This is a genomic window from Streptomyces sp. G5(2025) (assembly GCF_049542075.1).
In the GTDB taxonomy this organism is placed as follows: domain Bacteria; phylum Actinomycetota; class Actinomycetes; order Streptomycetales; family Streptomycetaceae; genus Streptomyces.
The window spans coordinates 3,445,032-3,469,237 of record NZ_JBMUZT010000006.1 but is presented as its reverse complement, the minus strand read 5'-3'; the positions used below and the strand labels follow the sequence as shown (position 1 = coordinate 3,469,237).

Sequence of the window (24,206 nt, the reverse complement as noted above, 5' to 3'; positions counted from 1 at the left end):
TTGCCTCTCTGCGGGCGCAGTCCAGCCTCCGCGGGCGCCCAGCCAGCCCCCCCGGGCGGCGCCCCCCGGCCGCAGCTCGGCTCGCCCCCGTGGGGTCGCTCGTTGGCGTCGGCGGGGGCGGCTACTGGTGGTGGGCGGGCGTGGCTCTCGTCCGGGGTGGTCGGGAGCTGGACAGAACCGCAGCCCACGCCACCCATGGCCCCCGCCGGGACGCGGTACCGTTCGCCCCCACGGCATGCCCGGCCGACAGTGGAAGGTGAGCCGTGGCACGCCCGGTTCCACCCGTCCAGCGCAGCGCGACCCGCAAGGAGAGACGACCGTGAGCAAGACCGTGCGGCCGGCGGCCGAAGGTACGGACCCCTTCGGCACCGCCCGCCTCCGCCGCGGAGTCCTCGACGCGTGGGCGGCGGCCCCCGCCCGCTTCCGTGAGGACGCCAACGCCGAGGAGGACCTCGCCCTCGGCGGCTACCGCGACCGCCTGGTCGTCGAACTCGCCCAGAACGCCTCCGACGCCGCCGCCCGCGCGGGCGTCCCCGGACGTCTCGCCCTGACCCTGCGCGACGGCGTCCTCGCCGCCGCGAACCGCGGCGCGCCGCTCGACGCCGCCGGGGTGGAGTCCCTGTCCACCCTGCGCGCCTCCGCCAAGCGGGAGGACAGCCGGGACCAGCGGGGCCACAGCGTCGGCCGGTTCGGCGTCGGCTTCGCCGCCGTGCTCGCCGTCAGCGACGAGCCCGCCGTCGTCGGGCGCACCGGCGGCGTCCGCTGGTCCCTGACCGAGGCGCGGGAACTGGCCGCCGAGACCGCCCGGTTCAGCCCCGGCCTCGGCGACGAGATCCGCCGCAGGGACGGCCATGTCCCGCTGCTGCGGCTCCCGCTGGCCGCGGAGGGCAGCGCCCCCGAGGGGTATGACACCGTCGTCATCCTGCCGCTGCGCGACGCCGCCGCCGAGGACCTCGTCGCCCGGCTGCTCGACGGGATCGACGACGCCCTGCTGCTCGCCCTGCCTGGCCTGGACGAGGTCTGTGTCGAGACCCCGGACGGTGGCGTGCGCACCCTGCGCCGCCGCACCGAGGACCCGTACACCGTCGTCGAGGACAGCCGTGACGGCACGACCCGCTGGCGCACCATCGGCCGCGAGGGCCCGCTCGACGCCGCGCTGCTGAAGGACCGGCCCGTCGAGGAGCGGCTGCGCCCGCACTGGTCGGTCACCTGGGCCGTGCCCGCCGACGCCGACGGCGCCCCGCGGCGGCCCCGCACCGCCCCCGTCGTGCACGCCCCGACGCCGAGCGACGAGCCGCTGGGTGTCCCCGCGCTGCTCATCGCCTCCTTCCCGCTGGACACCGCCCGGCGCCACACGGCGCCGGGGCCGCTGACCGACTTCCTCGTGGAGCGGGCGGCGGACGCGTACGTCGAACTGCTCGCCGCCTGGCGGCCGGTGACCGAGGAGATCATCGGGCTCGTGCCCGGTCCGCTGGGCCGCGGCGAACTCGACGGGGCCCTGCGCCACGCCGTCCTGGAGCGGCTGCCGCGCGCCGCTTTCCTGCCGCCCGCGCTGCCCCGCGACGAGGACGACGAGGACGGGCTGCCCGAAGCCCTGCGGCCCCGTGACGCGGAGGTCGTCGAGGGCGCCGGCGCGGACACCGTGCGCGTGCTCGCCGAGGTGCTGCCGAGCCTGCTGCCCGCGGGTCTGGAGCGCCGGGCCGAGCTGCGCACCCTCGGTGTCGCCCGCGTCCCGCTGACCGAGGCGATCGACCGCCTCGCCGGTCTGGAGCGCGCACCGGACTGGTGGCGGCGGCTGTACGACACCCTCGCCGGCATCGACCCCGACCGGCTCTCGGGCCTCCCGGTGCCGCTCGCTGGGGGCACCTCCCAGGCTTTCGGCTCTGGGGGAGGGCGTACGACGATCGGGCCCCGCCAGGTGCTGCTGCCCGCCTCCGGCGACGAGCGCGACCCCGCCTCGCTCGCCCGGCTCGGCCTGAAGGTCGCGCACCCCGACGCCGCCCACCCGCTGCTGGAGAAGCTGGGCGCGCTCCCCGCCACGCCCCGCGCCGTCCTGACCACGCCGCAGGTCCGCGCGGCGGTCGCCGCCTCCCTCGACGACGACACCTGGGACGAGGACGCCCTGGACGCCGACGAGCTGGCGGACGTCGTGCTTGCGCTGGCGCGGGACGCGAACCTCTCGCCGGGCGACGAGCCGTGGCTCGGCGCGCTCGCCCTGCCCGACGAGGACGGCGAACTGGCGCCGGCCGGTGAACTCGTGCTGCCCGGCAGCGACTTCGCCGAGGTCATGCGGGACGACGAACTGGCGCTCGTCGACCAGGAGTTGGCCGACCGGTGGGGCGAGCAGCCGCTGGCCGCCTGCGGGGTGCTCGCCACCTTCGCGCTGGTGCGGGCCACCGACGTCGTCCTCGACCCGGACGAGCTGGAGCCGCGCGAGGGCGACTTCGCCGAACCGGACGACGCCGGGCTCCTTGACGCCGTGGACGTGTGGTGCGAGGACCTCCTCGACCGGCTGCCGGACACGCCGGTGCCGCCGGTGGCGACCGAGATCGTCGCCGTGCGGGACCTGGACCTGGTCGACGACGACCACTGGCCGCGGGCGCTCGCGATGCTCTCGCGTCCGCCGCTGCGGGACGCGCTGACGCAGCCGCTGCGGGTGCTGCTGCCGGACGGCACGACACAGACCGTCCGCTCCTACACCGCCTGGTGGCTGCGCGGCCACCCCGTCCTCGACGGGCGCCGTCCCGCCGGGCTGCGCGCGGAGGGCGGCGATCCGCTCCTGGTGGGGCTGTACGACGCGGCGGACGCCTCCGGGTTCGGTGACGAGCAGGTGCTGCGGGCTCTTGGCGTACGCACGTCCGTGAGCGCGCTGCTCGCGGAGCCGGGCGGCGCCGCCGAACTGCTGGACCGGCTCGCGGACCCGGAGCGGCCGGTCTCCGCCGCGCAGCTGCACGCCCTGTACGGCGCGCTGGCCGACCTCGACCCGGAGCAGGTGACGCTGCCCGACGAGGTGCGCGCGGTGGTGGACGGCGAAGTCGTGGTGGTCGACGCGGCGGACGCGGTGGTCGCCGACGCCCCCGACCTGCTGCCGCTGGCCGGCGGCGTGGCGCTGCTGCCGGTCGACCCGCGCAAGGCCGGGGATCTCGCGGAGCTGTTCCAGGTGCGCAGGCTCAGCGAGACGGCGGCCGTGGAACCCGCGGGGCAGGGCGTCGAGCGGGCGGTGCCGGAACCGGTGCGGACGCTGCTGGGGGCGGCGACCCCGCGGACGTACGTCGAGCACGACGAGCTGATCGCGGGCGGCGCGGAGCTGGACTGGCGGCGCACCCCGAACGGCACCGTGCACGCGGCCACGCTGGAGGGCGTGGCGGCCGGGCTCGCCTGGGCGGCGGGGCAGTGGCCCCGGCGGTTCGAGGTGGCGGCGCTGCTCGAAGATCCCTCACGGACGGCCGAGTTGGCGCGGGACCGCTGGTTCGACTGACGTCCAGAGACCCCGGAGTGTCGTGTTCCGCCCGGCGAACAGGGCGGAACGTGACATTCCGGGGCTCGGTCAGGAATTCTTCACCCGTCGTACAACCGTTCACCCCAGTCGCGGGTCTGATCTCGCGAGTCAACAGACTCCTAGATCACTTGGGCCTCGCGTGACGGCAATGCACCGCGAGGTCCCCTTCTCCACCTGGGGAAACACATGCGCATTCGTGCCACCGTGGCCGCACTGACCGGCACCCTGGCCCTGTCCGCACTCGCCGTCCCGGCCGCCCAGGCCGACGACGCCCCGAAGGTCCCGAACCTGTCCTCCTTCTCCGCCAAGGCCCCGGCCGACGAGACGGTGGGCGACACCAGGATCACGAAGGTCACCGTCAACGCGGGCAAGGACATCGTGGTCGGCACCACCGCCAAGAAGACGGTCAAGATCGCCGTCACCGCCACGGACCCGACCGGCATCGAGGACGCCGCCGCGTTCCTGTGGCACGGCACGGACTTCGAGGCCGAGGACGGCATCGACGGTTCGATGGTCCCGGACGTCATGGAGGGCGACTGCAAGGTCGTCGACGCCACCACGTCCACCTGCACCACCACGGTCGTCGCCGACCCGCAGTACAACATCTACAGCAACGTCCTCGCCGGCAAGTGGAAGGTCTGGGCGATCGCCCAGGGCAAGGACGGCGACCACACCTCCACCGACTCCTACCCGACCGGCGTCTCGGTGAAGCGGGCCGCCAAGCTCACCACCAACGCCTCCCCGGAGCCGGTCAAGAAGGGCAGCACCATCACGGTCACCGGCGCCCTGACCCGCGCCAACTGGGAGACCTCGAAGTACGCGGGCTACACCGGCCAGTCCGTCAAGCTCCAGTTCAAGAAGAAGGGCGCCAGCGGCTACACCACCGTCAAGACGGTGAAGTCCGGCTCCAAGGGCGCGCTGAAGACCACCGTCAAGGCCTCCGCCGACGGCTACTTCCGCTACTCCTTCGCCGGTACGTCCACCACCCCGTCCGTGACGGCGACCAGCGACTTCATCGACGTCCGCTAGTCACGGCCGAGCCGCCGCTCACGCCGGCACGCGGCGGTCCACCCAGCGGTAGATGACCTCGATGGCCAGCGAGGCCACCGCCGCGATCGCGACCGCCGCCCACGGCATCGTCGTGCCCACCAGCTTCAGCTGGAAGAAGTCCTGGAGCCAGGGCACGGTCAGCACGAGCAGGAAGCCGAGACCCATCGCGCCGATGAGGCCGATCCGCCACCACGTGTAGGGGCGGGCGATGATGGCGAGCACCCACATGGCGATCAGGAACAGCGCCAGGGTCGCCGCGCTGGTCTCGGCTTCCCGCGCGCCCGCGCCCTCGTAGTGGTGCCGGGCCAGCAGATACGTCGCGAAGGTCGCGACGCCCGCGATGACGCCGCCCGGGATCGCGTACCGCATCACCCTGCGCACGAAGTGGGGCTGCGCGCGCTCCTTGTTGGGGGCGAGGGCCAGGAAGAAGGCCGGGACGCCGATGGTCAGGGTGGACAGCAGCGTCAGGTGCCGCGGCAGGAACAGGTACTCGACCTGCGAGCAGACCACGAGCAGCGCGAGGATCACCGAGTAGACGGTCTTCACCAGGAACAGCGTGGCGACGCGCGTGATGTTGCCGATGACGCGGCGGCCCTCAGCGACCACCGAGGGCAGCGTCGCGAAGCTGTTGTTGAGCAGCACGATCTGGGCGACCGCCCGTGTGGCCTCCGAGCCCGAGCCCATGGAGACCCCGATGTCGGCGTCCTTCAGGGCCAGTACGTCGTTCACGCCGTCGCCGGTCATCGCGACCGTGTGGCCGCGTGACTGGAGGGCGCCCACCATGTCGCGCTTCTGCTGCGGGGTGACGCGGCCGAAGACGGCGTTGTCGTCGAGCGCCTGCCCCATCTCCTCCCGCTCGGCGGGCAGCCGCCGCGCGTCGACGGTGTTCGCGGCGCCGGGCAGCCCGAGCTTGCCCGCGACCGCGCCCACCGAGACCGCGTTGTCGCCGGAGATGACCTTGGCGGCGACGTCCTGCTCCTCGAAGTAGCGCAGGGTGTCGGCGGCGTCGGGGCGCAGCCGTTGCTCCAGGACGACCAGGGCGGTCGCCCGCGCCCCGTCGGCCACGTCGGGGGCGTCCAGGTCGCCGCTCACCCGGGCCAGGAGCAGGACCCGTAGGCCCTGCTGGTTGAGCTCCTCGATCTCGGCGAGGGACGGGTCGCCGTCGGGCAGCAGCACGTCGGGGGCGCCGAGCAGCCAGGCGGACGTGGTGCCGTCGCCCTCGCTGAAGGAGGCGCCGCTGTACTTGCGGGCGGAGGAGAAGGGCAGCGACTGGGTGCAGCGCCACTCCTCGCTGTCCGGGTAGGTGTCGATGATCGCCTGGAGCGAGGCGTTCGGCCGCGGGTCGGACTCGCCGAGGGCGCCGAGGACCTTGCGTACGTACGCCTCGTCGCCGCCGTTGAGAGTGCGCAGCTCGGTGACGTCCATGCCGCCCTCGGTGAGCGTGCCGGTCTTGTCCAGGCAGACCGTGTCGACGCGCGCCAGGCCCTCGATCGCCGGGAGCTCCTGCACGAGGCAGTGCTGGCGGCCGAGGCGGATGACGCCGATGGCGAAGGCGACGGAGGTGAGGAGCACCAGCCCCTCCGGGATCATGGGGACGATCCCGCCCACGGTGTAGGCGATGGACTCCTTGAAGTTGTCGTCCTTGACGACGAGCTGGGAGATGACCAGGCCGATGGAGGTCGGGACCATCAGCCACGTCACGTACTTGAGGATCGTGGAGATGCCGGAGCGCAGCTCGGAGTGGACGAGCGTGAACCGGGAGGCCTCCTCGGCGAGCTGCGCGGCGTACGCCTCGCGGCCGACCTTGGTGGCGGTGAAGGAGCCGCCGCCCGCGACCACGAACGAGCCCGACATCATCCGGTCGCCGGGCTTCTTGACGACGGGGTCGGCCTCACCGGTCAGCAGCGACTCGTCGATCTCCAGGCTGTCGGTCTCGACGGCCTCGCCGTCGACCGGGATCTTGTCGCCGGGCCCCAGCTCCACCAGGTCCCCGAGGACGATCTCGGAGGTGGAGATCTCGGCGGCCCTGCCGTCGCGCCGCACGGTCGGCTTGGCCTCGCCGATGACGGCCAGGGAGTCCAGGGTCTTCTTGGCGCGCCACTCCTGGATGATGCCGATGCCGGTGTTGGCGACGATCACGAAGCCGAAGAGGCTGTCCTGGATCGGCGCCACGAAGAGCATGATCACCCAGAGCACGCCGATGATGGCGTTGAAGCGGGTGAAGACATTGCCCCGGATGATCTCGCCGAGGGAGCGGGAGCTGCGGACCGGTACGTCGTTGACCTCGCCGCGGGCCACCCGCTCGGCGACCTCGGCGGAGCTCAGGCCCCTGGGCCGCCCCACCGGGGGCGGCACCGGGTGGGCCGGGTCGAGTTCGGCGCCCGCGTCGATATGCGTCATGCATTCGACGGTAAGGGCGGTGATGGGGCTTCACCCCTTGAATGCCGGAAAGATCCGACCACGGTATGAGGCGTCCGGTCCTGTCCGGTCCCGTGGTCGTACAGGTCACTCGGAGTGTGTGACTTTCGCCCTCTTGATCGCGGCGTCGCGCACCCGTACGTACCAGATGCCGATGAGGCCGAGGCCGCCGCCGGCCAGGCAGGTCCACACCCACCAGGTCGCGTCGCGGTCGTCGAACCAGCCGTAGAAGGGGAGCTGGACGAGGAAGAGGACGAACCAGAGGATCGTGCCTCCGGTGATGGTGGCGACCACGGGGCCCTCCAGGGGCTCCGGCGCCTCGTGCTTGGGGGTCCACTTCTCCATGGGGACAGCTTACGAGGCGGGTCCAGTACGTCGTACACCCCTTGTGCGGCCCGGGTCTACGCGCGGAGATAGCGATTTCCCCCTCATGTATTCATACTGAAACGGCTTATGAATGGCCGGTTGTTTTCGTATGAATATACAAGTCACGAGGTTTTCCATGTCCCCCTCGGCCAGTGCCCCGGTCGACGCCGGTAAAGAGCCCCCGAAGCCCCCGCAGGGCGGTCTCGACGGCTACTTCAAGATCACTGAGCGCGGTTCCACCCTGGCCAGGGAAGTCCGCGGCGGCTTCGCCACCTTCTTCGCGATGGCCTACATCATCGTGCTGAACCCGATCATCCTGGGCAGCGCGAAGGACATGTACGGGCATCAGCTCGACAACAAGCAGCTGGTCACCGCGACCGTGCTCACCGCCGCCTTCACCACGCTCCTGATGGGCGTCATCGGCAACGTCCCGATCGCGCTCGCCGCCGGACTCGGCGTGAACACCGTCGTCGCCCTCCAGCTCGCGCCGCGCATGTCCTGGCCCGACGCCATGGGCATGGTCGTCCTCGCGGGCTTCGTCGTGATGCTGCTCGTCGCGACCGGACTGCGGGAGCGGGTGATGAGCGCCGTGCCGCTCGGCCTGCGCAAGGGCATCGCGATCGGCATCGGCCTGTTCATCATGCTGATCGGCCTCGTCGACTCCGGCTTCGTCTCGCGCATGCCGGACGCCGCCCACACCACCGTGCCGCTCCAGCTCGGCGGCGACGGCCACCTCAACGGCTGGCCGGTCCTGGTCTTCGTGCTCGGCGTGCTGCTCACCCTGGCGCTGATCGTGCGCAAGGTACCGGGCGCCATCCTCATCAGCATCGTCGTCATGACCGTCGTCGCGATGATCATCCACGCGGTCGCCGAGGTGCCGAGCTGGGGCCTGACCACCCCGAAGTGGCCGGGCAACCCCGTCTCGACGCCGGACTTCGGGCTCGTCGGCGAGATCAGCCTGTTCGGCGGCTTCGAGAAGGTCGGCGTCCTGACCGGTGTCCTGTTCGTCTTCACCGTGCTGCTCTCGACCTTCTTCGACGCCATGGGCACGATCATGGGCATCAGCGACGAGGCCGGGCTGACCGACGAGAACGGCAACATGCCCGGCATCAACAAGGTGCTCTTCGTCGACGGCATCGCCGTCGCCGCGGGCGGCGCCTCCTCCGCCTCCGCCACCACCTGCTTCGTGGAGTCCACGGCGGGCGTCGGCGAGGGCGCGCGGACCGGCCTCGCGAACGTCGTCACCGGTGGCCTCTTCGCCGTCGCGCTCTTCCTCACGCCGGTCGCCACGATGGTCCCGTCCCAGGCGGCCACGCCCGCGCTGCTGGCCGTGGGCTTCCTGATCCTGTCCGGCTCGATCCGGCAGATCAACTGGAGCGACCCGACGATCGCCATCCCCGCGTTCGTGACGATGCTGATGATGCCGTTCACGTACTCGATCACGAACGGCATCGGCATGGGCTTCATCACGTTCAGCGTGCTGCGGCTCGCCGCCGGGCGGGGGCGTGAGGTGCCGGCCGCGATGTACGCGGTGTCGGCGGTCTTCGCCTTCTACTACCTGATGCCGGCGCTGAACCTGACGTAGGCCCTCCTGGGCGACCTGACGCAGGCCCTCCGGGGTGCGGCGCAGGCCCCCGGAACGCGGAGAGAGGCGCCCCCCGGACACGACCGGGGGGCGCCTCTCTCCTTGTGGTCGGCTCACTCGTACGGGTGGTGAAACGGTTTGGCGGGAGTGGATCAGGGAAACCGAGTGGTCCTTAGCTTGGGTAATGAGTTACTCTAACGAACATGCCGGACCTCTCCCATGGTGACGACGCCGTCGCCGTGAACGCCCTGCGCTCCGCTGTGATGCGCCTGTCCCGTCGACTCAAGCACCAGCGTGTCGACGAGTCGCTGAGTCCCACCGAGATGTCGGTGCTCGGCACCCTTGCCCGCTGCGGCAGCGCCACTCCGGGCGAGCTCGCCCGCAAGGAGCATGTGCAGCCGCCGTCGATGACCCGCATCGTCGCCCTGCTGGAGGCCAAGGGGCTGGTCCGGCTGGAGCCGCACCCCGAGGACCGCCGCCAGAAGGTGGTCACCCCGACGGAGACCGCCGAGGCGATGCTCGAAGAGAGCCGCCGGAAGCGGAACGCCTGGCTGGCCGGTCTGGTGGAGCACCTCGACGAGGACGAGTGGGAGCGCCTGCGGGCCGCCGCGCCCGTCCTGGAGAAGCTCGCGCACCTGTGAGCGTGGGCTGGCGGCCGCCGACCGGGTGACCGCTGATCCGCATCCGACACCATCCGACACCCCCGACACCCCCGACACCCCCGACACATTCGACACACCCCCCCACCCTTCGTACGACAAAGGAGGCGAACGCACTTTGAGTACGGGACCCGGAGCAGACTCCGCCCCCGCACCAACCACCCTCGACAAAACGGCCCCCCGCAAGTCCTCGATGTTCAGCTCGCTGAAGATCCGCAACTACCGGCTCTTCGCGACCGGAGCGGTCGTCTCCAACACCGGTACGTGGATGGCCCGCATCACCCAGGACTGGCTGGTGCTCAGCCTCACCGGGTCCTCGGCGGCCGTCGGCATCACCACGGCCATGCAGTTCCTGCCGATGCTGCTCTTCGGCCTCTACGGCGGCGTGATCGCCGACCGCTTCGCCAAGCGGAGCCTGCTCTTCTGCACCCAGGGCGCGATGAGCATCAGCGGGCTCTTCCTCGCCGCGCTCACGCTCAGCGGGCACGTCCAGGTCTGGCACGTCTATCTCGCGGCGTTCTTCACCGGCCTCGTCACCGTCGTCGACAACCCGACGCGGCAGTCCTTCGTCTCCGAGATGGTGGGGCCGGACCAGGTCCGCAACGCCGTCTCGCTGAACTCGGCGAACTTCCAGTCCGCCCGCCTCGTCGGCCCCGCCGTGGCGAGCGCCCTGACCGCGGCCGTCGGGCCGGGCTGGGCGTTCCTCGCCAACGGCCTGTCCTTCCTCGCGCCGCTCACCGGGCTGCTGCTGATGCGCCCCGCCGAGCTGCACCCGACGCCGCGCAAGCCGCGCGGCAAGGGCCAGCTGCGGGAGGGCCTGAACTACGTCTCCCAGCACCCGGAGCTGATCTGGCCGATCGTCCTCGTCGGCTTCATCGGCACCTTCGGTTTCAACTTCCCGATCTGGATGAGCGCCTTCGCGGACGACGTCTTCCACGGCGGCGTGGGGATGTACGGGCTCTTCAACACCCTGATGGCGGTCGGTTCGCTGGCCGGGGCGCTCCTCGCGGCCCGCCGCGGCACCTCGCGGCTGCGGCTGCTGGCCGGGGCGGCGATCGCCTTCGGCGTGCTCCAGATCGTGGCCGCGTTCGCGCCCGAGTTGTGGATGTTCGTCGCGCTGATCGTGCCCATCGGCATCCTCGGCCTGACGGTGAACGTCACCGCCAACTCGTCCGTCCAGATGGCCACGGACCCCGAGATGCGGGGCCGCGTCATGTCCCTGTTCATGATGGTCTTCACCGGCGGCACACCACTCGGCGGCCCGCTCTTCGGCTGGCTCGCCGATGCCTATGGCGTCCGGATCAGCATGGCGGTCGGCGGCCTGGTCTGCGCGCTCGCCGCGGCGGGCGTCGGCCTGATGCTGGCCCGCGCGGCCAACCTCCGCCTGAAGGTGGACCTGCGCCGGGGCCGACAGCACGTGCGGTTCGTGCCGAGGGAAGGCGAACTGGCCACAGCGGCGTGACGCCTCCGGCGGGGTGCGGTTCGGCCCCGTGGGTGGCGGGGGTGCGGCCCGTCGTGGCCTCGGCGTGGCTGTCCGGGGGAGGTGATGCCTGCCGGGTGCGCGGGGTTCTGTGTAGGGGGCGTGGGGGTGCGGCCCGTCGTGCCTCGGCGTGGCCCTCCGGGCGGTGTACGCCTGGACCCCGCCGCTCCTGATCCGCGGGGGCTCCCCGCTGGTGTCGTTCATGATCGGAGGCTGGGCGAGCCGGGCGGGCGCGGGCCAGGGAGAATGCGCCGCATGAGACTCTTCGCCGCCGTGCGGCCGCCGGACGCCGTGACCGAGGAACTGGCGGCGGCCGCCGCGGAGTTGAAGCGGCTGCCCGGCTCCGGCACGCTGCGCTGGGCCGCCCGCGACAGCTGGCACTTCACGCTCGCGTTCATGGCCGAGGTGCCGCGCGAGGCCCTGCCGGACCTCACCGCCCGCCTGACGCGGGCCGCGCACCGCACCCCGCCCTTCACCCTCGCCCTGCGCGGCGGCGGCCATTTCGGCGACCGGGTGCTGTGGGCGGGCGTCACGGGAGAGGTGGCCGCGCTGCGGCTCCTCGCCGGGCGGGCGGACGCGGCGGCGCGCAAGGCGGGCCTCGCGATGGAGGAGCCCCGGCACTACCGCCCGCACCTGACGCTGGCCCGCGGCCACGGGGCGACGGACCTGCGGCCGTACGCCGACGCCCTCGCCGCCTTCGCGGGCGCGCCCTGGACGGTCGACGAGCTGATCCTCGTACGCAGCAGCCTGCCGAAGAGCGGTGTGCCGGGGGAGCGGCCTCGCCACGAGACGGTCGGGCGGTGGCCGCTGGGAGGCGGCGCACGGGTTCCGGACGCGGCCGGTTAACCTCGACGGTGTGGACCCGAAGACCAGAAACCGGATCATGGCCGGTGTGCTCGTGATGATGTTCGTCGTGGTGGCGGTGGCGGCCGCGTTCGGCGGTTAGCCGACCGCGGGCCGCCCCGCGTCCCCCGCCCTCCAGGGGCTGCTACCAGGCGAAGGACTCCGGCGACGGGCCCGGCCCGGGGAAGATCTCGTCCAGGGAGTCGAGCAGCTCCCGCGGCAGCTCCAGCTCGACGGCGCGCAGCGCGGAGTCGAGCTGCTCGGCGGTGCGCGGGCCGACGATCGGCGCGGTGACCCCGGGCCGCGTCAGCAGCCAGGCGAGCGCGACCTCGCCGGGCTCCAGGCCATGCTTGTCGACCAGGTCCTCGTACGCCTGGACCTGCGCGCGGACCTCCGGCTTGGCCAGCTCGGCGGCGGCCCGTCCGCCGCTGCGGCGGGCACCCTCCTGCTTCTTCAGCGCGCCGCCGAGCAGGCCGCCGTGCAGCGGCGACCAGGGGATGACGCCGACGCCGTACTCCTGGGAGGCCGGGAGCACCTCCATCTCGGCGTCGCGCACGGCGAGGTTGTACAGGCACTGCTCGCTGACGAGACCGAAGGTGCCGCGCCGCGCGGCGGTCTCGTTCGCCTGGGCGATCTTGTAGCCGGGGAAGTTGGAGGACCCGGCGTAGAGGATCTTGCCCTGCTGGACCAGCACGTCGACGGCCTGCCAGATCTCCTCGAACGGCGTGTGCCGGTCGATGTGGTGGAACTGGTAGATGTCGATGTAGTCGGTCTGGAGCCGCCGCAGCGACCCCTCGACGGCGCGCCGGATGTTGAGGGCGGAGAGCCGGTCGTGATTGGGCCAGACGGCCTCGCCGCCGGCGGTCATGTTCCCGTACACCTTGGTGGCGAGGACGACCTTGTCGCGCCGCTCGCCGCCCTGCGTGAACCAGGTGCCGATGATCTCTTCCGTGCGGCCCTTGCCCGCGCCCTGGCCGTACACGTTGGCGGTGTCGAAGTAGTTGACGCCCGCGTCGAGCGCGGTGTCCATGAGCGAGTGGCTGTCGGGTTCGTTGGTGAACGGCCCGAAGTTCATGGTGCCGAGCGTGAGCCGGCTGACCTTGAGCCCTGTGCGTCCCAGCTGCGTGTACCTCATGGGGTCCTAGCCAAGGGGGTGGAGTGCGCTCTAGGCAAGGGGGTCCGGGTCAGTCGCGGCAGAAGTCGGAGGTGTCGAGGGTGAGGCCGAGGAAGGTGTGGGTCAGGTCGACCTTCTCGCCGAAGTCGACGGTCGTGTGGACGCGGTAGTCGCCGTCACTGGGCCGGGTGTAGACGTGGCACTTGCCCTGGTAGGGGTCGACGATGAGGTAGACGGCGACTCCGGCGGTGGCGTAACCGGTCTTCTTGGGGCCGTAGTCGTTCGAGCCCGTGCCCTGGGAGATCACTTCGGCGACGAACTCGACGTCGTCGCAGAGGAATCCGCCCTGCTTCGTGCGTTCGGCTCCCTCGGCGACCAGGGCCACGTCGCTGCAGAAGGCATTCAGCTCACCGGGGTAGTCGATGCGGACGTCGGACAGCGTGCGCCGACGCGGATACTTGGTCCTCAACTGCTCGATGATGCCCAGGGTGATGTCCCAGTGGTTGACCCGCTGCGGCGTCATGTGGACGGCCCCCTCGATGATGTCGATCTTGTATCCCTCGAGGAAGGGCCCCCGCTCAAGCGCCTCGAACATCTCGTCCAGACGCGCGGTGTTGTTGTCGGCCATCTTGATCCTGTCGTCCACAAGAGTCATCGTGGCGCTCCTCCCCGGCTGCCTCTTGGGACGGGCAGCCGCGCAGTACAACGATACGCACGGAGGCAAGGTCACGTCCGGTCACGAACCGCCGAGCCACCCCGCCGCGTCGAGGCGGAACGCCTCCGGGGGGACGACCGTGCGGAGGCCGGATTCCAGGTCGTCGAGCCGGTCGGTGCCGAGGGACGCGGCCCACTCCGCCCGCAGCTCCTCGAAGATCACCGCCGAGCGGCGCAGCGCGTCGACGCCGTGCGGGGTGAGGCGGATGAGCTTGCGGCGGGCGTCGGCGGGGTCGTCGGTGCGGGCCGCGTAGCCGAGGGCGACGAGCCGGTCGACGGTCTTGCCCGCGGCCTGCTTGGAGACGCCGAGGCGGCGGCCGACCTCGCTGGCGGTGGCGCCCGCCGCCCCGACGGCCTGCATCGCGAAGCCGTGGGCGGGGCGGAGGTCGGGGTGGCCCTGGCGGGCGAGTTCGGCGTGGAGGCGGTCGATGAGGGTGCGGAAGCCGGCGAAGAGAAGGAGGGGCAGCTCGTAGCCCCGGCCGTTTCCCTTGCGCACTTCGTCAACCTGGTTTACCTTCGCATCGTCAACCATGTTGTCGATAGTAGGGGGTACGCCGTGTCCGTCATGTTCACCGAGCACACCGTGGAGAGCGCGCCGGCCGCGTCCCGCCCCGCCATGGAGCGGGTGTCGCGGGCCTTCGGGCGCCTCCCGGATGCCGTGGCGCGGCTGGCCGAGTCGCCGGAACTCCTCAACGGCTTCCTGGAGTTGAGCGCCGCCTTCGACCGTACGACGCTGGAGCCCGTGGCCCGCGAGGTCGTCATCATGACGGTCGCCGTCCGCAACGACTGTCACATCTGCGTGGACCTGCACACGGGCAAGCTGCGCAAGCTGGGCGCGGGCCCGGAGCTGGTGGCGGCCCTGCGCGAGCAGCGGCCGCTCGACGACGAACGCCTCGAAGCGGTACGGCGGTTCACGCTGGCCGTGCTGGCGACGGCGGGCGGTGTCGGCGACGAGGAACTGGCGGCGTTCCTGGCCCACGGTCACACCGAGCGGAACGCCCTCGAAGTCGTCCTCGGCATCGGTACGTACACGATGTCGACGCTGGCGAACCGGCTGACGCGGGCGGCGGCCTGACCCCGGGCCCGGTCAACGGCGGCGGTACATCAGCCGCCGCAGTACGCCCGCTACCGTCACCAGTCGGCTAGCGGTGCGTGACCAAAGCCGTCGCGTGGGGGAGGAAGGCGGTCCAGGCGGCGGGGGAGAGGTGGAGGGTGGGGCCGGTTCCGGTTCCGGTTCCGGTTCCCGTGCCGTGCTTCGAGTCGCGGATGTGGATGGCGGTGGGGGTAGCGGCCAGCTCCAGGCATTCGCCCTCGCCGCCGCTGTAGCTGCTCTTGAACCAAGCGAGGCTCTTGCTCATAGTGAAGCTGCCACCTCTTTGATCAGTTTCGCGGACTCCTCTGGGTCGAGAGCCTGTGCCCGCAGAATGCCATATTTGCCGAACAGGTCTCCCACGTCAGGCTGTTCGCCTACGAAGTAGCCGCCACTCGGGCCTTCTACGTAGGCGAGCTGTCGGCGTTCGGCTGTCTCCAAGAGGATCATGGAGCCGTTCAGCCCGGCGTGGACTTGCCGGTGGTGTGGCATGACTTGGATCTCGACATGGCGCAGGCGCCCGATGCCGAGGATGTGATGCAGCTGCTCCTTGAGGACCTGTGGGCCGCCGGTGGGCCGGGTGAGCGTGCTCTCCTCAAGCACGTAGCTGACGTTCGGAGGGGGTTTGCGCCGGAAGAGCTGCTGGCGGGCAATCCGGTCCGTAACCCGCTTCTCGATCTCGTCGTCGTCCAGCGTTGGGTAGCAGTTGCAGCTGTAGACCGCCCGCGCATACGCCTCGGTCTGGAGCGATCCGGGGATGACATGGCTCTGGTAGACGTGAAGGGCGGACGCCTTCTTCTCCTCCGCCAGGTAATCCTCCGTCCACGGCCGGAGGCCACCCGCCCCGAACTCCTTCTCCGCCAGCAGCACCAGTGCACCTTGTGCACCCAAGACCTCATCCGCGATCTCGACGAACTTCCCCTTGGGCGCCCGCTCCCCCCGCTCCACCATCGCCACCTGCGACTTCGAGTACTGGACATGCGTGCCCAGCACCTCCTGAGTGATTGCGGCCCGCTCACGGAAGAACCGCAGCAGCGCGCCGAACGACTCCGAACCACGTTCACCGGAGCGCACAGCCACCTCCCCAAGTGCACGGCCCCGCACGTCCCTCGCGCAGCCCTGGTCACAGTATGTGAGCGGCCGAGAGCATTTGGTTCATGAACTCGGAAACCTCACCGGTCAGGGTCCACGACTGGATCCCGGCCACGGGCCACGCCCTGCGGCACGCGGGCATCCACTTCGACGCGGTACGGATCGGCGGCGCGTCGGGCGAGCAGGTCGCCTACGAGCTGATGCGGTTCACCGATTTCCGCGCGGGCCCCATCGTCCGCGAGGCGACAGGTGGGCACCACCTGTACTTCCTGCTGGCTCCGGGCACGGCGCACACGTACGCCTGGCCGGTCGGCACGCGGGCGCTGGGCCGGGGCGCGGGAAGCCTCGCGTACGTCGGGGTGCCCGCGCTGGACGGCTACACGTGGCCGCTGGACTGGCGGTCGCGGCCGACACCGGACGTGCCGTTCGTGGAAGCGGAGCTGCTGCGGGAGGCGGTGGTGGCGGCCGGGTAGGCGGCGGCGCTCAACCCGAGCCGTACCGCGCCCGGTAGCGCCCCGGCGTGACCCCGAACGTCCGGGTGAACGCGTGGGAGAGGGCGTACGGCGAGCCGTAGCCCACCCGGCGGGCCACCGCCTCCAGCGGGTCCGTCGTGTCGCGCAGGAGTGCGGCCGCCCGGGACATGCGCCACCAGGTGAGGTACGTCATCGGGGCGCGGCCCACCAGGTCCGTGAAGCGGCGGGCGAGGGTGGCGCGGGAGACGCCGGTGCGGGATGCCAGGGTGTCGTTGGTCCAGGGGGCCTCGGGGGAGGAGTGCAGGAGGCGCAGGGCCTCGGCCACCACCGGGTCGGCGAGGGCGGCGGGCCACCCCGGGCCCGCCGCGTGGTCCGTCGTCCAGGCCCGCACCATGTAGACGAGGAGCAGGTCGAGGAGGCCGGGGACGGCGACGTCCGCGCCGGGGCGGCGCGTCTCGCCCGTCTCACGGCCGAGCAGGTCGATCGCCGCCCGCAGCTCCGGGTGGCGCCCGGCCCGCCGGGGCAGGTGCACGACCTCCGGGAGCTCGGCGAACAGCGGATGCGCGTGGCGGCGGTCGAAGCGGTACTTGCCGCAGAGCAACTCGGAGGCCGGGCCAGGCTGTTCACCGCCCGCGTCCGTCGGCTGCCGCCACCGCTCGAAGGGCACCGCCCGTGCCACGGTGCGCTCGTCGGCCGATGAGTCCGCGAGGACGTGGCCCGTGCCGCGCGGCAGCAGCACGGCGTCACCCGTGGCGAGCGTGAGCGGCGTCCCGCCGTCGTCCGGCAGCAGTCGGCAGCCGCCGTCCAGGACCACGTGGAAGCCCACCCCGTCGTAGGCGGGCAGCCGGGTGCACCAGGGGCCGGCGGCCCTCACCCGGTGGGCGTCGGGCCGCCCGACCCGCGCGGCCGCGATCGCGTCGCTGACTACGTCCATGGGAGCAGCGTAGAAGGGGAGTGGCCAGGGGAGCGGGAGGGGGAAGGCGGACGGGTGTGAGGCGTACGCGTATTCGTGCGAGGCTTACGGGCATTGAGGCGCTCATCACGCCTCCCTACCGTCGAACGCATGGACATGAAGATGACGTGGGGCGAGGTCGAGGTCCGCAGGGTCGTGGAGCTGGAGGCGCCCTTCCTGCCCGCCGCCGCGCTCGTCCCCGGGGTGCCCGCAGAGCGGTGGCGCGAGAACGAGGACTGGCTCGCGCCCGACTTCTGGGACCCCGGCAGCGGCCGGGTCATGGCCGCCGTACAGACCTGGGTGCTCAGGAGCGAGGGGAGGACCGTCCTCGTCGACACCGGGGTCGGCAACGGACGCGTACGGCCGGGCGCGCCGCACTTCGAGAACCTCGACACCGACTTCCTCGACCGGCTCGCCGCCGCCGGAGTGCGCCCCGAGGACGTCGACGTCGTCGTCAACACCCATCTGCACGCCGACCACGTCGGCTGGAACACCCGGGAGCGGGACGGCGAGTGGGTGCCGTCCTTCCCCAACGCCACCTACCTCATGCCGTCCGCCGACCACGCCCACTTCGGCCCCCGGGGCGCGGACGAGGAGAGCCGTGACCCGGTCCTCGCGGACAGTGTCGCGCCGGTGGACCGGGCCGGGCGGACGCTGCTGTGGAGCGGCACGCACCGCATCGACGCCCACCTCACCCTGGAGGCCGCGCCCGGCCACACCCCCGGCTCGTCCGTCCTGCGCCTCGCCTCGGGCGGTGACCGGGCCGTCTTCGTCGGCGACCTGCTGCACACCCCGGTGCAGATCCTCGAACCCGCGCACAGCAGCTGTCTCTGTGAGGACCCGAGGCAGGCCGCCGAAACCCGGGTGCGGATTCTCGGCCGGGCCGCGGACGAGCGGGAGCTGGTCGTCCCGGCGCACTTCCGGGGAGCGGGCGCGGCCGAAGTGCGGCGCGCGGGCGGGCGGTTCGCGATCAGCCGGTGGGCCGCATGAGCGCCCCGGTCGGCACGGGCGGGTGCGCGTAGGGGCCGCCGATGCCCCAGGCCTGCGCCATCGCCTCCGCGAAGGCCCCGGCCAGCTTGTGCTCGCCGCTCGCGTTGGGGTGCGTACCGTCGTAGGTGTCCAGAGCGATGTCGTACGCGGGCGGGGGCGAGGCCAGGAGCAGCGGGGAGCGGCCCGTGTCCAGGTCGGCGGCCGTCTTCGCGAGGAGGTCGTTGAAGCGGGCGACCTCGGCGGCGAACGGCGCGTCCGACGCGGCCCGGATGTTCGGTATCACCGGCAGGAGCACCAGGCGGATTCCCGGATTCGCCGAGCGGGCCCGCGCGACGAACGCGCGGACGTTCTCCGCCGTCTGCTCCGCGTTCGTGTAGAAGCCGAGGTCGATCAGGCCGAGGGAGACCAGCAGGACGTCGGCGGGGTCGCGGGTCAGCGCGCCGGCGATGCGCGGGGCCATGTGGAGCCAGCCCTCGCCCCAGCCCGCGAGGTGGTGGCGGGGGAAGTCCGGGGACGCGTCGGCGTAGTCGTGGGAGAGGGGCTCTCCCGCCGCCTTGTCGTAGAGGGCGCTGCGCGGGCCCACCACGGCGAACTCCCCGGCGCCCAGGGTGTCGCACAGGTGCCGCCACATCCGGTGGCGCCAGGTGTGTTCCCCGGCGCTTCCGATGGTCATCGAGTCGCCGACGAACATGAACCTGAGCATCCGCACATCATGGCCGATCAGCCCCGGCACCTGCGATGTGAGGCTGAGCACGCCGGGCGGCGGCGCCGGATGGCACGCTTGGGCGCATGCGTTCGCTTCGGGCTGTTCCGTCTGTCCTCGCCGGTGCCGTGCTGCTCCTCGCCGTGGCTGCGTCTTCTGTGTCTTCTGCGTCTGCCGCGCCCGCCGCGGCCGACGGCCACGAGGGGTTCACCGTCAAGGACCCGCGGATCGTCGAGTCCAGCGGCCTGGCCGCCTCCCGCGCCCACCCGGGCGTCTACTGGACGCACAACGACCAGGACAAGGGCGCCTACCTGTACGCGGTCGACTCACGGACCGGCGAGACCGTCGCCACGGTCACCATGAGCGGGATCGGCGCGCCCCGCGACGTGGAGGCGATCTCGGTCGGCGCCGACGGCAACCTCTACGTCGGGGACATCGGCGACAACCTCGGCGGCACGTGGCCGAATGTGTGGATCTACCAGCTGCCCGAGCCGAAGACGCTGAAGGACCAGACGGTGCGCGCCACGCAGTACGTCGTGAAGTACGAGGACGGGGCGCGGGACGCGGAGGCGCTGATGGTGCATCCGAAGACCGGGCGGATCTACATCGCCGACAAGAAGGAGGAGGGCGGCAGCCTCTACGAAGGGCCCGCCGAGATGTCCTCCTCCGGGACGAACGTCTTCAAGAAGATCGCCGCCACCGACCTGTGGGTGACGGACGGCACCTTCTCGCCCGACGGTCAACAGCTGGCCCTGCGCGGGTACTTCGGCGGGACCTCCTTCGCCTGGCAGGGCGCGGGGAAGAAGCCCGAGCGGGAAGGGCGGCTGAGCGTGCCCTTCCAGCGGCAGGGCGAGTCGGTCACGTACACCCCGGACGGTACGACCCTGATGTACGGCACCGAGGGCGCGCAGAGCCAGGTCACACCCGTGGAAGTGCGGGGCAGGGGCGGGGGCGGCGGCTCCGGTCCGGGGTCGGGCGGGGCGAGTGCGGACCGCGGCGGGTCGGGCGCCGGGGGCATCGGCGGGAACCTCAAGACGGGCGCGATCACCGCCGCCGCCGTGCTGCTCGCCTTCTTCGGGTTGAAGCGGCTGCTGCGTCGCAGGCGCTGAGGGCCCGGAGGGCCGGAGCCTTCCAGGCGACGCCTCGTAGGTCAGGCCTCGCAGGTCACGCCTCGCAGGTCACGCCTTCGAAGGTCACGTCTCGTGCCGGGCGACCATGACGTCCAGGCCGTCCAGGAGGCGCTGGAGCCCGAACTCGAAGTGGTCGAAGTCCGTGCCGAACGCGTCGTGGGACAGCGTCGCGAGCGTGGGGTAGCGGCCGCTGCGCATGGCGCGGTCGAGGGTCGGCGTCTGCGCCTCCCAGAACGCCTGGTCCGACAGGCCGGTCGTCTGCGCCGCCTCCATCTCGTGCACCTGGGTGCGGGCGGCCCCGGTGACGTACCCCTCCACCATCACGATGACGCCGATCAGTTCGGGATCGGTCAGGCCCATCGTCCTGACCCGTGACAGGGTCCGGTCCAGGCCGCCGACCGCGCCGGGGCCGAGCACCGGACGGGCCTGGTTGACGTGGAGCAGCCAGGGGTGGCGGCGGTAGCGGACGAGGGTCTCGCGGGCGTACGTCTCGACGCCCTCGCGCCAGCCGCCCGTCCACGGAGCGTCCTCCTCCGGCGGCGCGTAGACGCGGTCCAGCATCAGGTCGAGCAGGACGCCCTTGCCGGGGACGTAGCGGTACAGGGACATCGTGCCCGTCCCCAGCTCCGTGGCGAGCCTGCGCATCGAGACCGCCGCGATCCCCTCGGCGTCCGCGAGGCGCACCGCCTCGGTGACGATCCGATCCAGGGTGAGGGCCGGCTTGGGCCCGCGCGTGGGGCGCGCGCCCTCGTCCCAGAGCAGCTCCAGGCTCCGGGAGATGTCACTGCCGGTGCGCCGGTCGTCGCCGCCGTTCGTGCTCGTCATGTCCTCACCCTAATCGCCGCGAAAGAAACTGGGTACGGTGTACCCGAGCGAACTGGGTACGGTGTACTCTCAACTGAGTACGGCGTACCCAGAACGGGTGCCGCAGAACCGGAGGGCGGGCGATGAACGGGAACGGCTTCGCGGTACGAGCCGAAGGGCTCCAGAAGCGCTACGGGGACAAGTACGCCCTGGACGGCTTCGATCTCCACGTCGAGCAGGGCACCGTGCACGGCCTGCTCGGCCCCAACGGCGCGGGCAAGACGACCGCCGTGCGGATCCTCTCCACACTCGTACGGCTGGACGGCGGCCGCGCCGAGGTCGCCGGGGCCGACGTGGTCCGCGATGCGGCCACGGTCCGCGGCCGCATCGGCCTCACCGGGCAGTACGCGGCGGTGGACGAGATCCTCACCGGCCGGCAGAACCTGGAGATGTTCGGCCGCCTCTTCCACCTCGGCGGCAAGCGCGCGGCCCTGCGCGCCGAGGAGCTCCTGGAGCAGTTCCACCTCCAGGACGCGGCGGAGAAGGGCGCCGGCCAGTACAGCGGCGGCATGCGGCGCAGGCTCGACCTCGCCGCCTCGATGATCCTCGCGCCCGCCGTGCTCTTCCTGGACGAGCCGACCACCGGGCTCGACCCGCGCAGCCGCCTCGAAGTGTGGGACACCGTGCGGGAGTTGGTGGCGGGCGGCACCACCGTGCTGCTCACCACCCAGTACCTGGAGGAGGCCGACCGGCTCGCCTCCCGCGTCACCGTTATCGACCGGGGCCGGGCCATCGCCGACGACACCCCGGACGGCCTGAAGAACACCGTGGGCGGCAGCCACCTCGACGTCGTGGTGCGCGAGGCCGCCGACCTGCCCGCCGCCGTGCGGGCCGTCACCCGGGTCTGCGCCGGCGAACCGCTCGTCGTGGACGTCGAACGCCGCGTGCAGGCCGCCGTGACCGACCGCGTCGCCGCCCTCACCGACGTGGCGCGCACCCTCCAGGACGAGGGCGTCGCCGTCGAGGACATCGGCCTGCGCAGGCCCAGCCTGGACGACGTGTTCCTGCGCCTGACCGGTCAGCCCTCCGAGGCCGCCGAACCCACCGCCCCCCTGGAGAGGAAGGAGGTCGCGGCATGAGCGTCGCCCTCACCGTCGACACCTCGCACGGACGGCTCTACTGGGCCTTCGCCGACTGTGTGAACGTCACCCGGCGCTACCTCACGCATTTCCTGCGCCAGCCCGTCACCATCGCCTGGCAACTGGGCTTCCCCATCATCTCCGTACTCCTGTACGGCTTCGTCTTCGGCGAGGCCATGAAGGTGCCCGGCGGCGGGGACGACGGCGACTACAAGCAGTTCCTGATGCCCGGCATGTTCGTGATGACCATGGCCTTCGGCTTCATGAACACCGCCATGGCCGTCGTCACCGACGCCTCGAAGGGCGTCATCGACCGCTTCCGCTCGATGCCGATGGCCCCCTCGGCGGTCGCGGCCGGGCGGGGCGTCGCCGACCTCGTCGTGGCCTGCGCGGAGCTGACCATCCTCGCGCTGACCGCGCTGGCCATCGGCTGGCGCTCCAGCGCCGGGTTCCTCGACACCGTGCTCGCCTTCGGGCTGCTGCTGTTCCTGCGGTTCAGCCTGATCTGGGTGGGCGTCTTCCTCGGCCTCGTCGTGCCGACGCCCGAGGCCGCGGGCGGCCTGTACGCGGTGGCCTTCCCGCTGACGATGATCTCCAGCGTCTTCGTGGCGCCGTCCCTGATGCCGGCCTGGCTGGCCCCGGTCGCCGCGTGGAACCCGGTCTCGTCGACGGGCACCGCCACGCGGGAGCTGTTCGGCAACCCGGGAGCGGGGGGCGGGAGCTGGGTCGAACAGCACGCGGTGCTGATGGCCGTGGTGTGGCCGGTGGTGATCTCGCTGGTCTTCCTGCCGCTGGCGGTACGGAAGTTCAAGCAGCTGAGCCGATAAGAGCGCGGGGGGCGCCCCGTAAGGGGCGCGGGGAACTGCGCGACCAGCCCCCCACGCGCCCGCACTTCACGAACCGACGAGCTACAGCTTCTCGATCACGTAATCAACGCACTGGGTCAGCGCAGCGACATCCGCAGGATCGATCGCCGGGAACATCGCCACCCGCAGCTGGTTGCGCCCCAGCTTCCGGTACGGCTCCGTGTCCACGATGCCGTTGGCCCGCAGCGCCTTCGCCACCGCCGCCGCGTCGACCTCGTCGGAGAAGTCGATCGTGCCGATGACCTGCGACCGCTTGGCCGGGTCCGTGACGAACGGCGTCGCGTACTTGGAGTCGTCGGCCCAGCCGTACAGCGTCCGCGAGGACGCGGCCGTGCGGCCGGTCGTGAACTCCAGGCCGCCCTGGGAGTTCATCCACTCCAGCTGCTCGCCGAGCAGGAAGAGCGTGGCGAGCGCCGGGGTGTTGTACGTCTGGTTCTTGCGGGAGTTGTCGATCGCGGTCGGCAGGCTGAAGAACTCCGGGACGTGCCGGCCGGACGCGTGGACGCGCTCGGCGCGCTCGATCGCCGCCGGGGAGAACACGCCGATCCACAGGCCGCCGTCCGAGGCGAACGACTTCTGCGGCGCGAAGTAGTAGACGTCCGTCTCGGCGATGTCGACCGGCAGGCCGCCCGCGCCGGACGTGGCGTCCACCAGGACGAGGGCACCCTCGTCGGCGCCCGCGACGCGCTTGACGGGGGCCGCGACACCGGTCGAGGTCTCGTTGTGCGTGAAGGCGTAGACGTCGACGCCCGCCTCCGCGGCGGGGTCCGGGTGCGTGCCCGGGTCGCTCGTGATCACGGTCGGCTCGGCCAGCCACGGGGCGAGCTTCGCCGCCTTCGCGAACTTGGAGGAGAACTCCCCGAAGCTCAGGTGCTGCGACTTGTTCTCGATCAGTCCGTGCGTCGCCACGTCCCAGAAGGCGGTCGAGCCGCCATTGCCCAGGATGACCTCGTACCCCTCGGGGAGGGAGAAGAGGTCCTTGACGCCCTCGCGCACCCGGCCCACGAGGTTCTTGACCGGGGCCTGGCGGTGGGAGGTGCCGAGCAGGGAGGTGCCGGTGGCGGCCAGGGCGTCCAGCGCCTCCGTCCGCACCTTGGAGGGGCCCGCGCCGAAACGTCCGTCGGCGGGCTTCATGTCAGCGGGAATCCGGATCTCAGCCACGGGTCGAGCCTAGCGGCTCAGGGCACGGGGGTCCCCTGGTGTCCGCCGGGTGAGATTCGCTTGCCGTGGCTGTGGTGA

Annotated in this window: 23 protein-coding genes; 12 read left to right on the top strand and 11 right to left on the bottom strand. The window is 71.8% G+C overall.

The window, feature by feature from the left end; translation table 11 throughout:
* The first annotated feature begins 319 nt into the window (after window positions 1–319).
* Both ACOBQB_RS26455 and ACOBQB_RS26450 read left to right on the top strand, forming a co-directional pair.
* Window positions 320–3,478 (top strand): sacsin N-terminal ATP-binding-like domain-containing protein, encoded by a 3,159-nt coding sequence (locus tag ACOBQB_RS26455; protein ID WP_423594919.1) that lies wholly within the window; start codon window positions 320–322, stop codon window positions 3,476–3,478.
* Window positions 3,479–3,685: 207 nt separating this feature from the next.
* On the top strand, window positions 3,686–4,528 hold the full coding sequence (locus tag ACOBQB_RS26450) for a calcium-binding protein (protein ID WP_423594917.1): 843 nt from the start codon (window positions 3,686–3,688) through the stop codon (window positions 4,526–4,528).
* 18 nt (window positions 4,529–4,546) lie between these two features.
* On the opposite strand, the gene ACOBQB_RS26445 is transcribed toward ACOBQB_RS26450, so the two are convergent.
* Both ACOBQB_RS26445 and ACOBQB_RS26440 read right to left on the bottom strand, forming a co-directional pair.
* Entirely contained in the window at window positions 4,547–6,949 is a 2,403-nt protein-coding gene (locus tag ACOBQB_RS26445) for an HAD-IC family P-type ATPase (protein ID WP_423594915.1), read from the bottom strand.
* 105 nt (window positions 6,950–7,054) lie between these two features.
* Entirely contained in the window at window positions 7,055–7,312 is a 258-nt protein-coding gene (locus ACOBQB_RS26440) for a DUF2530 domain-containing protein (protein ID WP_423594913.1), read from the bottom strand.
* 157 nt (window positions 7,313–7,469) lie between these two features.
* Between ACOBQB_RS26440 and ACOBQB_RS26435 the strand changes: the two genes are divergently transcribed.
* From ACOBQB_RS26435 to thpR, 4 genes are all read left to right on the top strand, one after another.
* Window positions 7,470–8,918, top strand: coding sequence for an NCS2 family permease (locus tag ACOBQB_RS26435; RefSeq protein WP_423594911.1), 1,449 nt, complete (start codon window positions 7,470–7,472; stop codon window positions 8,916–8,918).
* Window positions 8,919–9,121: 203 nt separating this feature from the next.
* A complete protein-coding gene (locus ACOBQB_RS26430; RefSeq protein ID WP_423594909.1) occupies window positions 9,122–9,559 on the top strand; it encodes a MarR family winged helix-turn-helix transcriptional regulator in 438 nt (145 codons plus the stop codon).
* Between the two features lie 136 nt (window positions 9,560–9,695).
* Window positions 9,696–11,039: an MFS transporter gene (locus ACOBQB_RS26425; RefSeq protein WP_423594907.1), complete on the top strand. Its 1,344-nt coding sequence runs from the start codon at window positions 9,696–9,698 to the stop codon at window positions 11,037–11,039.
* A gap of 273 nt (window positions 11,040–11,312) precedes the next feature.
* Window positions 11,313–11,903 (top strand): RNA 2',3'-cyclic phosphodiesterase, encoded by a 591-nt coding sequence (gene thpR / locus ACOBQB_RS26420; RefSeq protein ID WP_423594905.1) that lies wholly within the window; start codon window positions 11,313–11,315, stop codon window positions 11,901–11,903.
* 142 nt (window positions 11,904–12,045) lie between these two features.
* Here the strand turns inward: thpR and ACOBQB_RS26415 are convergent, their stop codons facing one another.
* The 3 genes from ACOBQB_RS26415 to ACOBQB_RS26405 all read right to left on the bottom strand — a co-directional run bounded on the left by ACOBQB_RS26415 (window position 12,046) and on the right by ACOBQB_RS26405 (window position 14,260).
* The gene (locus tag ACOBQB_RS26415) at window positions 12,046–13,035 is read right to left on the bottom strand and encodes an aldo/keto reductase (protein WP_423594903.1); all 990 of its coding nucleotides are present in this window, start codon (window positions 13,033–13,035) and stop codon (window positions 12,046–12,048) included.
* Window positions 13,036–13,084: 49 nt separating this feature from the next.
* Complete coding sequence (locus tag ACOBQB_RS26410; protein WP_423594901.1) at window positions 13,085–13,669, bottom strand: Uma2 family endonuclease; 585 nt, start codon at window positions 13,667–13,669, stop codon at window positions 13,085–13,087.
* Window positions 13,670–13,750: 81 nt separating this feature from the next.
* Window positions 13,751–14,260, bottom strand: a complete 510-nt coding sequence (locus ACOBQB_RS26405; RefSeq protein ID WP_423594899.1) for a MarR family winged helix-turn-helix transcriptional regulator — start codon at window positions 14,258–14,260, stop codon at window positions 13,751–13,753.
* Window positions 14,261–14,293: 33 nt separating this feature from the next.
* Here ACOBQB_RS26405 and ACOBQB_RS26400 point away from each other — a divergent pair, with 33 nt between their 5' ends.
* Window positions 14,294–14,803: a carboxymuconolactone decarboxylase family protein gene (locus tag ACOBQB_RS26400; RefSeq protein ID WP_423598774.1), complete on the top strand. Its 510-nt coding sequence runs from the start codon at window positions 14,294–14,296 to the stop codon at window positions 14,801–14,803.
* Between the two features lie 67 nt (window positions 14,804–14,870).
* Here ACOBQB_RS26400 and ACOBQB_RS26395 read toward each other — a convergent pair whose 3' ends face one another.
* The gene (locus tag ACOBQB_RS26395) at window positions 14,871–15,086 is read right to left on the bottom strand and encodes a DUF397 domain-containing protein (RefSeq protein ID WP_423594897.1); all 216 of its coding nucleotides are present in this window, start codon (window positions 15,084–15,086) and stop codon (window positions 14,871–14,873) included.
* On the bottom strand, window positions 15,083–15,898 hold the full coding sequence (locus ACOBQB_RS26390; protein ID WP_423594895.1) for a helix-turn-helix domain-containing protein: 816 nt from the start codon (window positions 15,896–15,898) through the stop codon (window positions 15,083–15,085). Before ACOBQB_RS26390 ends, ACOBQB_RS26395 begins: the two co-directional genes overlap by 4 nt.
* Window positions 15,899–15,975: 77 nt before the next feature.
* Between ACOBQB_RS26390 and ACOBQB_RS26385 the strand changes: the two genes are divergently transcribed.
* Complete coding sequence (locus tag ACOBQB_RS26385; protein WP_423594893.1) at window positions 15,976–16,383, top strand: hypothetical protein; 408 nt, start codon at window positions 15,976–15,978, stop codon at window positions 16,381–16,383.
* Window positions 16,384–16,393: 10 nt separating this feature from the next.
* Here the strand turns inward: ACOBQB_RS26385 and ACOBQB_RS26380 are convergent, their stop codons facing one another.
* The gene (locus ACOBQB_RS26380; RefSeq protein ID WP_423594891.1) at window positions 16,394–17,317 is read right to left on the bottom strand and encodes an AraC family transcriptional regulator; all 924 of its coding nucleotides are present in this window, start codon (window positions 17,315–17,317) and stop codon (window positions 16,394–16,396) included.
* Between the two features lie 129 nt (window positions 17,318–17,446).
* On the opposite strand from ACOBQB_RS26380, the gene ACOBQB_RS26375 reads away from it, so the two are divergent.
* Entirely contained in the window at window positions 17,447–18,325 is an 879-nt protein-coding gene (locus ACOBQB_RS26375) for an MBL fold metallo-hydrolase (protein WP_423594889.1), read from the top strand.
* Here ACOBQB_RS26375 and ACOBQB_RS26370 read toward each other — a convergent pair.
* Window positions 18,306–19,028, bottom strand: a complete 723-nt coding sequence (locus ACOBQB_RS26370; protein ID WP_423594887.1) for a GDSL-type esterase/lipase family protein — start codon at window positions 19,026–19,028, stop codon at window positions 18,306–18,308. The genes ACOBQB_RS26375 and ACOBQB_RS26370 overlap by 20 nt on opposite strands.
* Before the next feature lie 86 nt (window positions 19,029–19,114).
* Between ACOBQB_RS26370 and ACOBQB_RS26365 the strand changes: the two genes are divergently transcribed.
* Window positions 19,115–20,137, top strand: coding sequence for a WD40 repeat domain-containing protein (locus tag ACOBQB_RS26365; RefSeq protein WP_423594885.1), 1,023 nt, complete (start codon window positions 19,115–19,117; stop codon window positions 20,135–20,137).
* An 84-nt stretch (window positions 20,138–20,221) separates the two neighbouring features.
* Here the strand turns inward: ACOBQB_RS26365 and ACOBQB_RS26360 are convergent, their stop codons facing one another.
* Window positions 20,222–20,983: a TetR/AcrR family transcriptional regulator gene (locus ACOBQB_RS26360; RefSeq protein WP_423594883.1), complete on the bottom strand. Its 762-nt coding sequence runs from the start codon at window positions 20,981–20,983 to the stop codon at window positions 20,222–20,224.
* Window positions 20,984–21,105: 122 nt separating this feature from the next.
* Between ACOBQB_RS26360 and ACOBQB_RS26355 the strand changes: the two genes are divergently transcribed.
* Together ACOBQB_RS26355 and ACOBQB_RS26350 are read left to right on the top strand one after the other, a co-directional pair.
* On the top strand, window positions 21,106–22,101 hold the full coding sequence (locus ACOBQB_RS26355) for an ATP-binding cassette domain-containing protein (protein WP_423594881.1): 996 nt from the start codon (window positions 21,106–21,108) through the stop codon (window positions 22,099–22,101).
* Window positions 22,098–22,928: an ABC transporter permease gene (locus tag ACOBQB_RS26350; protein WP_423594879.1), complete on the top strand. Its 831-nt coding sequence runs from the start codon at window positions 22,098–22,100 to the stop codon at window positions 22,926–22,928. Before ACOBQB_RS26355 ends, ACOBQB_RS26350 begins: the two co-directional genes overlap by 4 nt.
* Before the next feature lie 81 nt (window positions 22,929–23,009).
* Here the strand turns inward: ACOBQB_RS26350 and serC are convergent, their stop codons facing one another.
* Entirely contained in the window at window positions 23,010–24,128 is a 1,119-nt protein-coding gene (gene serC / locus ACOBQB_RS26345; protein WP_423594877.1) for a phosphoserine transaminase, read from the bottom strand.
* Between the last annotated feature and the right edge of the window lie 78 nt (window positions 24,129–24,206).

What these genes read in the sequence shown, in the direction of transcription:
- ACOBQB_RS26450 (WP_423594917.1), top strand. Translation starts at nt 3,686, where the DNA reads ATGCGCATTCGTGCCACCGTGGCCGCACTGACCGGCACCCTGGCCCTG.
- ACOBQB_RS26445 (WP_423594915.1), bottom strand. Translation starts at nt 6,949, where the DNA reads ATGACGCATATCGACGCGGGCGCCGAACTCGACCCGGCCCACCCGGTG.
- ACOBQB_RS26440 (WP_423594913.1), bottom strand. Translation starts at nt 7,312, where the DNA reads ATGGAGAAGTGGACCCCCAAGCACGAGGCGCCGGAGCCCCTGGAGGGC.
- ACOBQB_RS26435 (WP_423594911.1), top strand. Translation starts at nt 7,470, where the DNA reads ATGTCCCCCTCGGCCAGTGCCCCGGTCGACGCCGGTAAAGAGCCCCCG.
- ACOBQB_RS26430 (WP_423594909.1), top strand. Translation starts at nt 9,122, where the DNA reads ATGCCGGACCTCTCCCATGGTGACGACGCCGTCGCCGTGAACGCCCTG.
- thpR (WP_423594905.1), top strand. Translation starts at nt 11,313, where the DNA reads ATGAGACTCTTCGCCGCCGTGCGGCCGCCGGACGCCGTGACCGAGGAA.
- ACOBQB_RS26415 (WP_423594903.1), bottom strand. Translation starts at nt 13,035, where the DNA reads ATGAGGTACACGCAGCTGGGACGCACAGGGCTCAAGGTCAGCCGGCTC.
- ACOBQB_RS26410 (WP_423594901.1), bottom strand. Translation starts at nt 13,669, where the DNA reads ATGACTCTTGTGGACGACAGGATCAAGATGGCCGACAACAACACCGCG.
- ACOBQB_RS26405 (WP_423594899.1), bottom strand. Translation starts at nt 14,260, where the DNA reads ATGGTTGACGATGCGAAGGTAAACCAGGTTGACGAAGTGCGCAAGGGA.
- ACOBQB_RS26400 (WP_423598774.1), top strand. Translation starts at nt 14,294, where the DNA reads ATGTTCACCGAGCACACCGTGGAGAGCGCGCCGGCCGCGTCCCGCCCC.
- ACOBQB_RS26395 (WP_423594897.1), bottom strand. Translation starts at nt 15,086, where the DNA reads ATGAGCAAGAGCCTCGCTTGGTTCAAGAGCAGCTACAGCGGCGGCGAG.
- ACOBQB_RS26385 (WP_423594893.1), top strand. Translation starts at nt 15,976, where the DNA reads ATGAACTCGGAAACCTCACCGGTCAGGGTCCACGACTGGATCCCGGCC.
- ACOBQB_RS26380 (WP_423594891.1), bottom strand. Translation starts at nt 17,317, where the DNA reads ATGGACGTAGTCAGCGACGCGATCGCGGCCGCGCGGGTCGGGCGGCCC.
- ACOBQB_RS26375 (WP_423594889.1), top strand. Translation starts at nt 17,447, where the DNA reads ATGGACATGAAGATGACGTGGGGCGAGGTCGAGGTCCGCAGGGTCGTG.
- ACOBQB_RS26370 (WP_423594887.1), bottom strand. Translation starts at nt 19,028, where the DNA reads ATGCTCAGGTTCATGTTCGTCGGCGACTCGATGACCATCGGAAGCGCC.
- ACOBQB_RS26365 (WP_423594885.1), top strand. Translation starts at nt 19,115, where the DNA reads ATGCGTTCGCTTCGGGCTGTTCCGTCTGTCCTCGCCGGTGCCGTGCTG.
- ACOBQB_RS26360 (WP_423594883.1), bottom strand. Translation starts at nt 20,983, where the DNA reads ATGACGAGCACGAACGGCGGCGACGACCGGCGCACCGGCAGTGACATC.
- ACOBQB_RS26355 (WP_423594881.1), top strand. Translation starts at nt 21,106, where the DNA reads ATGAACGGGAACGGCTTCGCGGTACGAGCCGAAGGGCTCCAGAAGCGC.
- ACOBQB_RS26350 (WP_423594879.1), top strand. Translation starts at nt 22,098, where the DNA reads ATGAGCGTCGCCCTCACCGTCGACACCTCGCACGGACGGCTCTACTGG.